This is a genomic window from Brachybacterium halotolerans subsp. kimchii, assembly GCF_020792675.1.
In the GTDB taxonomy this organism is placed as follows: domain Bacteria; phylum Actinomycetota; class Actinomycetes; order Actinomycetales; family Dermabacteraceae; genus Brachybacterium; species Brachybacterium halotolerans.
Genome location: NZ_CP086254.1, coordinates 3,728,856 through 3,743,118, shown reverse-complemented (window position 1 = coordinate 3,743,118; position 14,263 = coordinate 3,728,856). Strand labels below are relative to the sequence as shown.

The following is a 14,263-nucleotide window of genomic DNA, read 5'->3' as shown; positions in this document are numbered from 1 at the left end:
CAGATCACAACGGTCGGTACGGTCGAAGAACGCTCCCCGAGCGCGACGCCGTCGACCGGTCCGGTGCGACGTCGATCGACATCCGCACGAGCGGACCGCACAGAAGGAGAACAGCATGACGTTCCAGGGCAGCATCACGGATCTCCAGACCGCCGAGGTCCTCGATTCCACGGGCGAGAAGGTGGGCAAGGTCGGGCAGGTGTACCTGACCAAGGACTCGCAGGATCCCTCGTGGGTCACCGTCAACATCGGCCTCTTCGGCTCGCGCGAGACCTTCATCCCGCTGGCCGAGGCGAAGTACGCCGAGGGCGCCATCACCGTCCCCTACGAGAAGTCGTTCATCAAGGACGCCCCGAACATCGACGAGGACGGAGAGATCTCCCGCCAGGAGGAGTCCGAGCTCTACCGCTACTACGGGGTGAGCGATCCCGACGCCGCTTCCGGCGACGGCCAGGACCGCGAGGCCGACGCGCAGGGCCGCGGCACCGCGCAGGATCGCACCGGCACGGCGCAGCAGGATCCGGCCGTGCAGGGGCAGCAGGTTCAGCAGCAGGCCCCCGTCGCCGATGGCCAGGCCGGAGCCGGGGCGGGTGCCGGGGTCAGCGCCGCGGGTGCCGGCGTCGGAGCCGCGGGTCTGGCCGGGCGCGGGACCGGGGCCGACGCGCAGACCGGGGACGGAGCGCTCGAGGACGAGCAGCGGCGCGCCGCTCAGGACGGCGTGACGGCGAGCGGGGAGGCCGGGACGGCCACGGGAGCCGACGCGCCCGGCGCGCCCGGAGCGGCCGACGACCAGGCGGACGTGGACGGCAAGCAGTCCGTGACGCTCCACGAGGAGCGTCTGAACGTCGGCACCGAGAAGGTCGAGACCGGCCGCGTGCGCCTGCGCAAGTACACGGTCTCCGAGACCCAGCAGGTCGAGGTCCCCGTGGAGCGCGAGGAGGTCGTCGTCGAGCGGGTGCCCGCCGGCGAGGAGACCGGGGGCGAGATCGCCGACGGCGAGACCGAGGCCGAGGTGACCCTCACCGAGGAGCGCCCCGTGGTGAACAAGGAGACCGTGGCGACCGAGCAGGTCAACATCGGCACCCGCACCGTCCAGGACACCGAGACCGTCAGCGGCGAGGTGGGCCGCGAGGAGGTCGACATCACCGACGCCGACGGGCGTCCCGTCGAGGGCGACGGAGAGGGCGAGCGCGCCTGACCCATCCCCATCGGGGACGCCGACGAGGGCGGGCATCCGCGGCCGCGAGGGCCGCGGATGCCCGCCCTCCGGCGTGCGCGGCCGTCGTCCGCGCAATGCTCGGCTCAGCGCGGCCCGGGCACCGGCATCGACGCCAGCACCGGCACCGACACCGGGACCGGCACCGGGAACTGGAGCGCGGACGCGGGAACGGGCAGAATCGGCGGCAGCATCCGAGGCAGGAGGAGACATGTCCACGTCGAGCATCCGCAGGATCGTCCGCGTCAGCGGCAGCGTGCAGGGCGTCGGGTTCCGCTGGGCCGCCGCCGACCGCGCCGAGGCGCTCGGCGTGAGCGGAACCGTGCGCAACCTGCTGGACGGCACCGTGGAGGCCGATGTCGAGGGCCCCGAGGACGCGGTCCGTCAGATGCTCGCCTGGCTCGAGGAGGGCCCGACGAGCGCGCGGGTGAGCGGGACCGAGGTGCGCGAGGAGCAGCCGCGCGGGACGTCAGGCTTCCGCATCGCGGGCTGAGCGCCGCATCGCGGCGTGAGCGCCGCCGCGCGGGGCGAGCACGGCCGCACTGTCCGGGAGCCTCCGCGCGGGCCGATCACACGTGCGTCGGGGTCGTGCGCAGGTAGCGGGCGACGACCACGAGGGCGACGCCGAGCATCACCACGGAGGCGATCATCAGCGCCTCCTGGCCGGCGAGGTCGAGGATCCGCCCGCCGATGAGCGCGCCCAGTGCGATCGAGACGTTGAAGATGGCGCTGTTCAGCGCCGTGCCCTCCTCCACGACCTCGCGCCCCTCCGAGCTCACGAACGCCTGGACCGTCACCGAGGCCGCGCCCGCGAACAGACCCCAGAGCGGCATCACCACGAACGCCGAGACCGGGGACCTCACGGCCAGCAGGAGCACCAGGATCGCGAGGGCGAGCCCCGCGGCGATCACCAGGACCCCGAGGGGCGCGCTGCGGCGCAGCACCATGCCGACCGCGAAGTTCCCGATCATCCCGGCGACGCCGAACAGCAGCAGCATCCCGCCGATGCTCGTGAAGGGCACACCGGCTCGGGAGTGCAGGAGCGGGCTCACGTAGCTGTAGGTGATGAACTGCGCCGTGATCATGAGCGCTGTCAGCACGAGGGCATGGCGGACCCCGCGGTCGGCCGCGGCGCGCCCCATCATCCGCATCGAGACGGGGGCGCTCGTGCGCACCGGTGCGACCACGGCGGCGATCAGGATCGCCACGAGCAGTGCCGCGCAGCCGACGACCGCGAACGCGGTGCGCCAGCCCAGGTGCGTGCCGATCCACGAGGCCACGGGCACGCCGAGCACGAGTGCCGCACCGGCGCCGCTGAAGGCGACGGTCAGGGCGCGCGGAGCACGCTGGGGCGGCATCTGGGCGACGGCGACGATCGCGAGGACCGCCCAGTACAGCCCGATCGAGACGCCCGCGAAGAGCCGTGCGAGCAGGAGCACCGCGAACGTGGGGGCGATGACGCTCAGCACGCAGGAGACGACCACGCTGGCCAGCGCGAGCACGAGGACGAGCCGGCGGTCGAGGGATCCCGCGATCACGGGCGTGAAGATCGCGACGACGCCCGCGAGCACGCCGGGCACCGTCACCGCGAGACCGGCGACGCCCTCGCTCACCCCGAGGTCGGGCGCCATCACGCTGAGCACGCCGATCGGGAGCTCCTCGATCGTGATGAGGATGAAGATGCCCACTGCGAGAGCGATCGTCGCGGACCACTGGCGTGCCGACGTCATCGGCCCCTCCTTCTCACGTCGCTGATCACGTCACTGACCTGTGCCTCGGACGTCACGGCACAGACCTCACCAGCCTACGGCCGTCGCGCCGAGGAACGGCGGGCGGCCTTCGTCCGGCGACCGGCGCCCCGTGCTGCCGGTAGTGTGAGCGCGCTACTGCCCATGAGCGAGAGGGACACCCATGGCCGGCGGACTCGCAGCACTCCTGGACGACGTCGCCGCGATGGCGAAGATGGCGGCCGCGAGCGCGGACGACGTCGCAGCGGCCTCCGCGCGCACGAGCGCCAAGGCCGTCGGGGTCGTCGTGGATGACGCCGCCGTCACCCCGCAGTACGTGCGCGGGCTGGAGCCCACGCGCGAACTGCCGATCATCTGGCGCATCGCCCGCGGATCCCTGGTCAACAAGCTGCTGATCATCCTGCCGATCGCCCTGCTGCTCTCCTGGCTCGCACCCTGGGCGCTCACGCCGATCCTCATGCTCGGCGGTGCCTTCCTGTGCTTCGAGGGCGCCGAGAAGATCTGGGAGCTCGTCCACCCGCACGGGCACCGCGATGAGAACGCGTCCGCAGGTGATTCCGTCGATGCGCCCTCCGCCGAGCGGGGCGCCGACGCCGAGGACACGGTCGTCAAGGGCGCCGTGCGCACGGATCTGATCCTCTCGGCCGAGATCATGGTGATCTCGCTGAACACCGTCGCCGACCAGCCGTTCCTGATGCGCACCGCGGTGCTGATCGTCGTCGGCATCGGTCTGACGGCGCTCGTCTACGGGGCCGTCGGGATCCTCGTGAAGATGGACGACATGGGCCTGGCGATGTCCCGGCGCGACTCCCCCGCCTCGCAGCGCGTCGGCCGAGGTCTGGTCACGGCGATGCCGCACGTGATGACGGTGATCAGCTACGTGGGGATGGCCGCGATGCTCTGGGTGGGCGGGCACATCATCCTCGAGGGCACGCACGAGCTCGGTGCCGCGGTCCCCTATGCCTGGGTGCATCACCTCGAGGAGCACCTCGGGCACATCCCGGGCATCGGCGGCGCGGTCGGCTGGCTCGGCGCGACCCTGTGCTCGATGGTCCTCGGGCTCGTCGTCGGCGCCGTGGTGCTTCTCGTCGTCCGGGCCGTCGCCCGTCTGCGCGGGTCTCGCCGGACCACGGCCTGAGCTCCGGTCGGAGAGGGCCCGCACGACGACGAGAGCGGCCCGTGGACCGCTGGGGTCCACGGGCCGCTCGGGTCCCGACGGGTTCTCGTCGTGGTGGAGGTCAGAGCCCCGCGACGGCCTCGGCGATCGGGGTCTGCCCGTCGTTGAACGTCACGAACCGGCCGAAGGTCTCGGGGCGGTCGATGACCTCGGCGATCACCTGCGCCACGTTCGCGCGGCTGACTGTGCCGCTCTCGGTGGCCTCGACGTCGATCCGGCCGCTGGGCTCCTCGAGGGTGAGGCCGCTGGGGCCGAGGATCGTCCAGTCCAGGTCGGTGCCGCGCAGGTGCTCGTCGGCCGCGGCCTTGGACTCCGCGTAGGCGAAGAAGCCGTTGTCGGGATCGACCCCGTGGTCCGGGCCGGCGCCGAAGTAGCTGACCATGACGTACCGGCGGGCGCCCGCACGGGCGGCGGCGTCCATCGAGGCGATCGCGCCGTCGCGGTCCACCGCGTACGTGCGCTCGGGATCGCCGCCGCCGGCGCCGGCCGTCCAGACGACGGCGTCGGAATCCGCGATGAGATCCTTCCAGCCCTCCTCGTCCAGGCGCTGGATGTCGATGACGACGGCTCCCGCTCCGGTCGCCTCGATGTCGGCCACCTGGTCCGGGTTGCGGATGACCGCGCGCACCTCGTGCCCCGCCTCGACGAGCAGCGGCTCGGCGAGCTGCGCGACCTTGCCATGTCCTCCGATGAGTGTGATCTTCATGCGTCCCACACTGGCACCTGGCGGGCGCCGGGGGAAGCCCCGTGCGCTCGTGGCGGAACGCGTGGCCGACGGCGTGCCGCGTGTGACGCTTGCCACGGAGACGCGGACATGGAAGCGTGGGGCGCGCTCGAGACCCGTCCCCTGCGCGCGATCGGCCCGCCGGTCCGCGCACGGGCTCGCGCTCCCCTCTCCCGCCCCAGGAGGCCCCGTGGAACCCCTCGCCCGCCGCTCTCTGCTCCGCGCATCCACCGGCGCCGCCGGTGGTGCGGCATTCGCCCTCGGCGCGGGATCCGCGCAGGCCGAGGGCTCCGCAGCCCCCGTCGGACGCGGCGCGGGCCACCACGGCACGGGGCACGGCACCGGTCCGGGTCACGGACACGGCCAGGGGCGGAGCACCGCCCCGGTGCGCGAGTTCCGCGCCCTGTGGATCGCGTCGGTCGACAACATCGACTGGCCCTCGAAGGCGGGGCTGAGCGAGCACGAGCAGAAGCGCGAGTACCTCGACTGGCTCGACCTGGCGCAGGAGCTCGGTATGAACGCCGTCATCTCCCAGGTGCGCCCCACCGCCGACGCCTTCTGGCCCTCCCCCTTCGAGCCCTGGTCGCAGTGGCTCACGGGCACTCAGGGCGAGGACCCCGGCTACGACCCGCTCGCCTTCCAGATCGACGCCGCCCACGCCCGGGGCCTCGAGTACCACGCCTGGTTCAACCCCTACCGGGTCTCCATGACCAGCGACGACCCCGCCGACCTCGTCGAGGACCATCCGGCGCGCACCCACGAGGACTGGTCCTTCGCCTACGGCGGCAAGCTGTACTACGACCCGGGCGTCCCCGCGGTCCGCGCCTTCGTGCAGGACGCGATGATGGACGCCGTCTCCCGCTACGACGTCGACGGCGTGCACTTCGACGACTACTTCTACCCGTATCCGGTCGAGGGCGAGGAGCTCCCGGACGCCGGGACCTTCGAGCGCCATGGCGACGGCGCCTCCTCGATCGAGGACTGGCGGCGGGAGAACGTCGACCTGCTGGTGAGCGAGATGCACGAGAGGATCCGCGCGGAGAAGCCGCACGTGCGCTACGGCATCAGCCCGTTCGGCATCTGGCGGAACTCCACGAGCGATCCCGCGGGGTCGGACACCGCGGGATCGGAGTCGTACGAGATCATCTCCGCCGACTCCCGACGCTGGGTCCAGCAGGGCTGGGTCGATTACATCAACCCGCAGATCTACTGGCAGATCGGCCACGAGCTCGCCGACTACGACACCCTGGTGCGCTGGTGGGCGGACCTCGCGGAGGACTCCGACGTGGCGCTGTTCGTGGGCGAAGCGGCCTACAAGGCGGTCGACGGCACCTTCGAGGACCCCGGCGAGCTCTCCGAGCACGTGGGGCTGGGCCGTGACCTGGGGTCCGTCCAGGGCTATGTGTACTTCAGCGCGACGAGCATGCGCGATGACGAGACCGGAGCGGTGAAGCAGCTCGTGCGCGAGCGCTTCGCGCACCCGGCCATCGTCCCCGCCATCGAGAGCGTCGAGGGGACGGCGCCCGCCGCGCCCTACCTGCAGTCCGTGCGCGCCTCGCGCAAGGGCGTCACGCTGCGCTTCAGCGGGGAGGCGACCAGCTTCGCGATCTGGCGCCTGCGCTCACCGCACGTGACGAGCCGGGACCTCGAGGACGCACGCAGCCTCGTCGCCGTGGTGCGGGCCGGCGAGGACGAGAGCGCACAGCAGTTCACGCACGCGGGCGCGGACGCACGCGGCTGGTACGCGGTGACGGCGCTCGACCGCACCTGGCGCCAGAGCGGCCCCTCGACGGTGCGGCGCCCGCGGGGCTGACGCCCCGGCGGGACCCGCAGCCCCGCGGGACCCGCGACCCGGGACGGGCGCGCGGGTGATCAGGCCTGCGTCGCGGGCGTGACCGGCGGCTCGGCCGACCACGGGAAGACGATCCACTCGTCGGTGCGCCGCCACACGAAGTCGGGCGCGACCACCGAGGCGGACTTCGCGTAGAGCACCGCGCTGCGGGCGTCCGCGCCCTGCTCGCGCAGGAGCTGGAGCACGAGCGCGAGGGTGCGCCCGGAATCCGCCACGTCGTCGACCACCAGCAGGCGCTTGCCCTGGATCGACTCGGTGTCGAGCATCGGGGCGAGCAGGACCGGATCCGGCAGGGTCTCGTGGACGTCGGTGTAGAACTCGACGTTGATCGCGTCGGCCAGCTTGAGGCCGAGCGCGTAGGAGAGCGAGCCGGCGGGCAGCAGGCCTCCGCGCGCGACCGCGATCACGATCTCGGGATCGAAGCCCGAGTCGGCGATGGTCTGCGCGAGCTCGCGGGACGCGGTCCCGAACAGCTCCCAGTCGAGGACCTCCTTCGTCACGAGATCGGAGGAATCGGCGTGGTAGGCCTGCGACATCTGGGCTCCTGGGACGGATCGTGCGGGGGTGCCCCGATGCTACCGCCCGCGCCGGAAGGGCCGAGGGCGGCGACTGCGCGCCCACCACAGCAACCCACACACTTCAATGTTGTTTTCCTTGGGTTCATGTTCTAGTGTGTGGCTCACCTCCAGGAGCAGTCCCGAGCTCCCGGTGTCCCGCCCTCCGACGACGCAGGTGATGTGATGTACGCCCAGGAGCGACAGCGCCAGGCCCTCGACGCGCTCGAGCAGTCCGGCCGCGTGACGGTCTCGGACCTCGCCGAGCGCTTCGACGTGACCACCGAGACCGTGAGGCGCGACCTCGACGACCTCGAGCGGCGAGGCCTGCTGGCTCGCGTGCACGGCGGCGCCATCGCCCGCCGCACCCGCGACGCGGAGCCGGACCTCGATACCCGTCGGACCACGAACACCCAGGCCAAGCGACGGATCGCCGATGCGGCGCGAGCGCTGCTCCCCACGGATCCCGAGGCCTCCGTACTGCTGGACGCCGGCACCACGACCCTCTCGCTGGTCCCCCATCTCGCCGAGCGCACCGGGCCCGTGCTCACCCACGCGCTCGACGTCGCGCAGGCGGCGCTGGGGCTCGCGGGTCCGCCCGTCCACGTGCTCCCCGGGCGTCTGCGTCCCGGCACCGGTGCGGGCGTCGGCGCGGAGACCGTCTCCGCTCTCGCGCGGCTGCGCCCCGAGGTCGCGTTCCTGGGATGCAACGGCTTCGACGGCGCGGAGCTGTTCACCCCCGATCCCGAGGAGGGCGCTGTGAAGAGCGCCATCGTCGAGCGCGCGGGCCTGCGCGTGCTGCTGGCGGACTCCTCGAAGGCACAGGTCCGCCAGCTCGTCGCCTTCGCCCGCACGGGCGACATCGACGCCCTGGTCACCGATTCCGACCTGCCGGAGGCACTGCGCTCCGTGCTCGAGGACGCCGGCACCGAGGTGGTGGTCGCATGATCCGCACGCTCACCGCGAACCCCTCGCTGGACCGCACGGTCCTCCTGGGTTCTCCGCTCTCCGCGGGCGGCGTGCACCGCATCGTCCGGGAGTCCACGCAGGTCGGGGGCAAGGGCGTGAACGTCGCCCGCGCCCTGCACCTCGCCGGCGCCGAGGTCGAGGCGCTCGTGCCGGTCGGGGCCGATGACCCCTATCGGGCACTTCTCGAGGCCGCCGACGCACCGCTGCGCACCTCCCCCGTCGACGGCGCCGTGCGCACCAATCTCACGGTGCTCTCACCGCTCGAGGAGACGGGGACCACCGGCAGCACGGGCACCACAGGCACCGCCCGCGGCGCCGATGGCGCCTGGTCCGCGGAGAGCCCCGACGCGCTCGGCACCACCTCCGGCACCGTCACCACGAAGCTCAACGAACCGGGCGCCCGCATCTCCCCCACCGAGCTGGAGGCCCTCGAGTCCGCCCTGCTCACCGGGATCGGCGATGGCGCACCCCGTGGTCCGCGCGGCCAGAGCGCGCCCACCGGCGAGCGGTCGCTCGCGCACACGGTGATGCTCTCGGGGTCCCTCGCGCCCGGCTTCCCGGAGGACTGGTACGCGCGGATGGTCCGGGCGCTGCACGAGCACGGGGCATGGGCGGGCGTCGATACCTCCGACGGCCCGCTGCGCGCACTCGCCGCCGCCTGGGGCGAGGACCCGACGTGCGCCCCGGACCTGCTCAAGCCCAATGCGCTCGAGCTCGCGCAGCTCACGGGCCTGGATGCCGCCGCCCTCGACGCCCTCGAGGGCGCGGGCACGGATCTGGACGCCGCCGAGCTGGGCCCCGTGGGCGAGGCCGCCCAGGACCTGCGCGCACAGGGCGTCAGGGAAGTCCTGGTGACCCTCGGCGGTGCGGGCGCCCTGCTCGCGAGCTCCCAGGGCACCTGGTTCTGCCCCGCGGGCCCCACCCGCGTGGTCTCCACGGTGGGCGCGGGAGACTGCGCGACCGCCGGGTTCCTGCTCGCCCGCAGCCGCGGGGAGGACGCCCCCACGGCGCTCGCCCGCGCCGTCGCCTACGGCAGCGCCGCCGTCGCCCTGCCCGGCACCACCATCCCCCGCCCGGATCAGGTCGTCGCCCGGCCCGATGCCGTGCGGGCCCTCTGATCCGCACGACGCCACCGGACACCCGTCCCGACGTCACGTCGGCCCACCGCCGACGACCGATGACCCCCGCCCGGCGCGATGCCGGGCCCTCCGAAGAAGGAGCTGGCCATGTCAGAACCCCTCATGACCGCGGACCTCGTCCACCTGGACGTCGAGCCCGCGGGAGACAAGTCCGCGGTGATCGGCCAGATGGCCGACCTGATCGCCGCGACCGGACGCTCGGACCGCGACGGTCTCGAGGCCGGGCTGCTGGCCCGCGAGGAGTCCTTCGCGACCGGCATGCCCGGCGGCTTCGCGATCCCCCACTGCCGCACGGAGGCCGTCCACGAGGCCGCGCTCGGCCTGCTGCGGCTCACCGAGCCGGTCGACTTCGGATCCGCCGACGGGCCGGCCGATCTCGTGATCGGCATCTCGGCGCCCGCCGGGACCGACGACCAGCACCTCCGGCTGCTCGCACAGCTCTCGCGCGCCCTGGTGCGCCCGGAGTTCCTCGCCTCGCTGCGCTCCGCCGCGACGTCCCAGGAGGCCGCCGACCTGGTGATGGGGGTGATCGAGCCCGAACCCGAGCCCGCATCCGCAGCGTCGTCGTCGGCCGGAGACTCCGCACCCGCGCCCGCGCCCTCATCCGCGCCCTCGGACGGGACGGCGGCCGACGCGCCGGAGCGCGCCGCCTCCCCGAACCCGTCCGCGGCTGCCGAGGACTCCCCCGTGCTGCTCGCGATCACCTCGTGCCCGACCGGCATCGCCCACACCTACATGGCCGCCGAGTCCCTCGAGACGGCCGCCGCGGAGAAGGGCGTGCGCCTGCACGTGGAGACGCAGGGCTCGGGCGGCATCACGCCGTTCACCTCCGAGCAGATCGCGGAGGCCTCCGCGCTCATCGTCGCGGCCGACGTCAACATCTCGGGACGCGAGCGCTTCGCCGGGATGCCGGTCATCGAGCACCCGGTCAAGCGCGCGATCTCCCACGGCTCCGAGATGGTCGACGAGGCCGTCGCGGCCGCCCGCGATCCCCGCGCACGGAAGGTCCCCGCCGGGGCCGACGACGGGGGCGCGGAGGCCTCGAGCGGCTCGGGCGGTGCCGGGGCGAGCTCCGCCGCCGCGGTCTCCTGGCCCAAGCGGATCCAGGCCGCCGTGATGACGGGCGTGTCGTACATGATCCCGTTCGTCGCCGCGGGCGGCCTGCTGATGGCCCTCGGCTTCCTGCTGGGCGGGTTCGACGTCTCCTACGTCGCGCAGGACGTCGCGACCGGGAACTCGCTGACGAACCTGCCGGGGCACCTGAGCTACGACGGCGCGAGCGGACAGGAGATGACCTCGCGCGCCGGGCTGCTGCTGTACCTGGGCGCCGTCGCCTTCGCGATCGGCAGCGCCGGAATGGGCTTCCTGGTCGCGGCGCTCTCGGGCTTCATCGCCTTCGGCCTCGCCGGACGCCCCGGCATCGCCCCCGGCTTCATCGGCGGGGCGATCTCGGTGACGGTCGGCGCGGGCTTCCTGGGCGGACTGGTGACGGGCCTGCTCGCCGGGCTCATCGCCCTGGGCCTCGCCTCGCTGCGCCCGCCGCGCTGGCTCGCCGGGCTGATGCCCGTGGTGATCATCCCACTGGTGACCTCGGGGATCGTCGCCGGAGCGATGCTGCTCGTGCTCGGTCGCCCGCTGGCCTGGGTGATGGAGGCCCTGCAGAACGCGCTGACCGGCATGAGCGGCACCTCCGCGATCCTGCTGGGCGTGATCCTGGGGCTGATGATGTGCGTGGACCTGGGCGGCCCCATCAACAAGGCGGCCTACCTGTTCGCGACCGCGGGGCTCTCCCAGGGGACCGAGGCGTCCTTCCACATCATGGCCGCGGTGATGGCCGCCGGGATGGTGCCGCCGCTGGCGATGGCGCTGTCCACGGCGGTGCGGCGCTCGCTGTACACGCAGGTGGAGCGCGAGAACGGCACCACGGCCTGGCTTCTGGGAGCCTCCTTCATCTCCGAGGGCGCGATCCCCTTCGCCGCGGCCGACCCGCTGCGCGTCATCCCCTCGATGATGGCCGGCGGTGCGGTCACCGGCGCGCTCTCCATGGCGTTCGGAGTGGGCTCCCAGGCTCCCCACGGCGGCATCTTCGTGTTCTTCGCGATCAGCCCGGTGTGGGGGTACGTGCTCGCGATCGTGATCGGCACGCTCCTCGCGGCGGCCCTGGTCACCGTGCTGAAGGAGCAGCACGCCCGGCGCGTGCGCCGCGAGGCCGCGGCCGCCTGAGGCCGGGGCGCCCGCAGCCGCCTGAGGCGGCGCCGCCCACGGCATCCACTGCCCCGCGTCCGCGCCGGTCTACCCTGCGGGTGTGGACAGCGCGGACGCGCCCCTGCTGGGGCACATGACGCCTTACGGCGCCCAGCACCTCACGATGCTCGCGGTCATCGCGGTGCTCTGCGTCCTCGCAGCGATCGTCGTGCGCCGCGGTGACGCACCCGTCGTCGAGCGCCGGCTGCGGATCCTCGGCTGGGCGCTGCTGGCCAACTCGATCCTGTGGACGCTGTGGGGCTTCATGCCATGGGCGTGGGACATCGACGAGTCGCTCCCCCTGCACCTCTCCGACGTGCTGCGCTTCATCGGGCCGCTCGCCCTGATCACCCGCGCGCGGCGGCTCGTGGTCATCACCTACTACTGGGGCCTTACCCTGAACATGCAGTCCGTGCTCACACCGGACGTCAACTATTTCGTGTGGCCGCCTCTCGAGTTCGCCGAATACTGGATCGCCCACGGCGCGGGAGTGCTGATCCCCGTGGTCCTGGTGTGGGGCCTGCGCATGCGCCCCACCTGGCGAGGATTCGGCTTCGCCTACGGGGCGGCCGTGCTGTGGGCGCTGATCGCGATGATCGGCAATGCGCTGACCGGCGCGAACTACGGGTACCTGAGCCACGCGCCCGCGGGACCGAGCCTGCTGGACGTGATGGGCCCGTGGCCCTCGTACCTCCTCGTCGAGGCGATCGCGATCGCGGTGGTCTGGGCCCTCATGACCCTGCCCTGGGCGCTGCTGGGCCGCCGGGCGGGACTGTCGGACCCGGTCGAGGCCGGCAGGGTCCGAGCAGTCGAGGCCCATTCCGTCGGGATCCGGGCCGACGGGCTGCGGGCCGACGGGCTGCGGGCCGACGACGTCCCGACGGACGAGCCGTCGTCCGATCCGGGCGATCCGCCTCGGATCGATACAGTGCCAGGATGACTTCCCGCCGCCCCTCGCCACTCGGAGGCCGACGTCCCACCAAGGACGATCTCGCGCAGGTCTCCACCACGGACCCTCACGGCGTCGACGACATCCTGCCCGGCCCGGGCGACCCGTTGCCGCCGCGCATGCTCATCGTCGGCATCAACCCCGGGCTCTGGACCGCCGCGGTCAACGCCCCGTTCGCGCGCCCCGGGAACAGGTTCTGGCCGTCCCTGCACCGCGCTGGCCTCACCGACCACCAGGTCGACTGCGCCGCGGGACTCACCGAGGAGGACGAGCAGCAGCTGCTCGGCCGAGGCATCGGCCTGACGAACCTCGTCGGCCGCGCCACGGTCCGCGCCGACCAGCTCGCGCGCGAGGAGCTGCACGAGGGCGGGCGACGGCTCGTCGAACGGGTGCGCGAGATGCGACCGCGCTCCGTCGCGATCGCGGGCATCACCGCCTACCGCACCGCCTTCCGCCTGCCCCGGGCGAAGCTGGGACTGCAGGATCCGGCCGACGTCGAGGACTGGCCCGAGGACTCGCTGCTGTGGGTGGTGCCGCAGCCGAGCGGGCTCAACGCCCACGCCAACATCGACACCCTCGCCCGTGACTGGCGCGAGGTGTGGGACAGCACCCGCTGAGCGTGCACGGGCGGTCCGCAGGACGCTCGCCGCAGTTATGCTGACACCATGTCGAATAACGCGTCCTCGCCCTCCGCCCCTGCGCCGTCCGCACCCACCGATCCCGTGCTGAACGCCCTGCGCCTGACCGCCGGCAGCAGCGCTCTGATCGCGATCGTGCAGACCCTGCTGGGCCTGGGGATCCTGGGCAGCATCGGTGGCGTGTTCCCGCTCCACCAGACGCTCGGCTACGTGCTCTTCCTCGACACCCTCGCCGCCGCGGTCTGCGCCGTGCTGTGGTCGCGCCGCAGCGGCAACAAGGGGCTGATGATGCACGCGATCTCCGTCGCCGTGCTCGCCCTCATCCAGATCGGCATCGCGGAGATGGGCGTGGTCTGGCTGCACGTGGTCGTGGGCCTGCTGATCCTCGTCGCCGTGATCGCCCTGTTCACCCTGAGCATGCGCAAGAGCGGGGCGTCCCGCTCCGAGCGCCGCGGGACGCCGGCCGCGCGCTGACGCGGAAGCCGCGAGGGCGCTCACGCAGAATCCTCGGGCGTAGTGTGGTCCGCGCCCGGTCGGGCGATCGGGCGCGGACGATCCGCACCGACGAGGAGGCCGTCATGCCCGAGGCATGGAGCGAGAAGCGCGAGCGCCAGTACCAGCACGTGAAGGACAGCGTCCGGGAGCAGGGCCGCTCCGAGGAGACCGCGGAGGAGATCGCCGCCCGCACGGTCAACAAGACCCGCGCCCAGGAGGGCGAGGCGGACGAGTCCTCGACGACCTCGACGGAGGACGAGTCCCCATCCGAGCGCGGCGGCAGGCACTCCCACGAGGGTCCGCAGGGGCGCACCCGCGACCAGCTCTACGAGGACGCCCGGCGACAGGGCGTCGAGGGCAGGTCCTCGATGACCAAGGACGAGCTCGAGGACGCCGTCGAGGACCGCGACTGACGCGGTCCCGACCCGCCGGGACCGCCGGGACCGCAGACATGTCCCGCAGACACGTCCCCGAGTCCCGCGCCGGCCGCGCACCGCGGTGCCGCGCCGCCGTTCCGGAACATCCGGACATCTCAACATCCCAGCGCACAGCGCCGTG

14 protein-coding genes are annotated in these 14,263 nt (G+C 73.0%); 11 read left to right on the top strand and 3 right to left on the bottom strand.

Annotated elements, in window-relative coordinates:
* Positions 1–115 precede the first annotated feature (115 nt).
* Together Bra3105_RS16745 and Bra3105_RS16740 are read left to right on the top strand one after the other, a co-directional pair.
* A complete protein-coding gene (locus tag Bra3105_RS16745) occupies positions 116–1,198 on the top strand; it encodes a DUF2382 domain-containing protein (protein WP_228357822.1) in 1,083 nt (360 codons plus the stop codon).
* Between the two features lie 229 nt (positions 1,199–1,427).
* Positions 1,428–1,709, top strand: coding sequence for an acylphosphatase (locus Bra3105_RS16740; protein ID WP_200501744.1), 282 nt, complete (start codon positions 1,428–1,430; stop codon positions 1,707–1,709).
* A gap of 76 nt (positions 1,710–1,785) precedes the next feature.
* Here Bra3105_RS16740 and Bra3105_RS16735 read toward each other — a convergent pair whose 3' ends face one another.
* Complete coding sequence (locus Bra3105_RS16735; RefSeq protein WP_228357821.1) at positions 1,786–2,946, bottom strand: MFS transporter; 1,161 nt, start codon at positions 2,944–2,946, stop codon at positions 1,786–1,788.
* 181 nt (positions 2,947–3,127) lie between these two features.
* On the opposite strand from Bra3105_RS16735, the gene Bra3105_RS16730 reads away from it, so the two are divergent.
* Positions 3,128–4,102 (top strand): DUF808 domain-containing protein, encoded by a 975-nt coding sequence (locus Bra3105_RS16730; protein WP_228357820.1) that lies wholly within the window; start codon positions 3,128–3,130, stop codon positions 4,100–4,102.
* 100 nt (positions 4,103–4,202) lie between these two features.
* Here Bra3105_RS16730 and Bra3105_RS16725 read toward each other — a convergent pair whose 3' ends face one another.
* The gene (locus Bra3105_RS16725; RefSeq protein WP_228357819.1) at positions 4,203–4,847 is read right to left on the bottom strand and encodes an NAD(P)-dependent oxidoreductase; all 645 of its coding nucleotides are present in this window, start codon (positions 4,845–4,847) and stop codon (positions 4,203–4,205) included.
* Between the two features lie 208 nt (positions 4,848–5,055).
* Here Bra3105_RS16725 and Bra3105_RS16720 point away from each other — a divergent pair, with 208 nt between their 5' ends.
* Positions 5,056–6,678 (top strand): glycoside hydrolase family 10-like protein, encoded by a 1,623-nt coding sequence (locus tag Bra3105_RS16720; RefSeq protein WP_228357818.1) that lies wholly within the window; start codon positions 5,056–5,058, stop codon positions 6,676–6,678.
* Positions 6,679–6,737: 59 nt separating this feature from the next.
* On the opposite strand, the gene Bra3105_RS16715 is transcribed toward Bra3105_RS16720, so the two are convergent.
* Positions 6,738–7,253, bottom strand: a complete 516-nt coding sequence (locus Bra3105_RS16715) for a phosphoribosyltransferase (RefSeq protein WP_200501749.1) — start codon at positions 7,251–7,253, stop codon at positions 6,738–6,740.
* Positions 7,254–7,457: 204 nt separating this feature from the next.
* On the opposite strand from Bra3105_RS16715, the gene Bra3105_RS16710 reads away from it, so the two are divergent.
* The 7 genes from Bra3105_RS16710 (at position 7,458) to Bra3105_RS16680 (ending at position 14,118) form a co-directional block, all read left to right on the top strand.
* Positions 7,458–8,219 carry a DeoR/GlpR family DNA-binding transcription regulator gene (locus Bra3105_RS16710; protein WP_228357817.1) on the top strand — a complete coding sequence of 254 codons (762 nt, stop codon included), beginning with the start codon at positions 7,458–7,460 and terminating at the stop codon, positions 8,217–8,219.
* Positions 8,216–9,358 carry a 1-phosphofructokinase family hexose kinase gene (locus Bra3105_RS16705; protein WP_228357816.1) on the top strand — a complete coding sequence of 381 codons (1,143 nt, stop codon included), beginning with the start codon at positions 8,216–8,218 and terminating at the stop codon, positions 9,356–9,358. The genes Bra3105_RS16710 and Bra3105_RS16705 overlap by 4 nt, the downstream gene beginning before the upstream one ends.
* 108 nt (positions 9,359–9,466) lie before the next feature.
* A complete protein-coding gene (locus Bra3105_RS16700) occupies positions 9,467–11,602 on the top strand; it encodes a PTS fructose transporter subunit IIABC (protein ID WP_228357815.1) in 2,136 nt (711 codons plus the stop codon).
* Positions 11,603–11,684: 82 nt separating this feature from the next.
* Entirely contained in the window at positions 11,685–12,563 is an 879-nt protein-coding gene (locus Bra3105_RS16695) for a YwaF family protein (RefSeq protein ID WP_228357810.1), read from the top strand.
* A complete protein-coding gene (locus Bra3105_RS16690; protein WP_228357808.1) occupies positions 12,560–13,189 on the top strand; it encodes a mismatch-specific DNA-glycosylase in 630 nt (209 codons plus the stop codon). The genes Bra3105_RS16695 and Bra3105_RS16690 overlap by 4 nt, the downstream gene beginning before the upstream one ends.
* Positions 13,190–13,237: 48 nt before the next feature.
* Positions 13,238–13,684, top strand: a complete 447-nt coding sequence (locus tag Bra3105_RS16685) for a hypothetical protein (protein WP_228357807.1) — start codon at positions 13,238–13,240, stop codon at positions 13,682–13,684.
* A gap of 104 nt (positions 13,685–13,788) precedes the next feature.
* Entirely contained in the window at positions 13,789–14,118 is a 330-nt protein-coding gene (locus Bra3105_RS16680) for a plasmid stabilization protein (protein WP_200501755.1), read from the top strand.
* Positions 14,119–14,263: the final 145 nt, after the last annotated feature.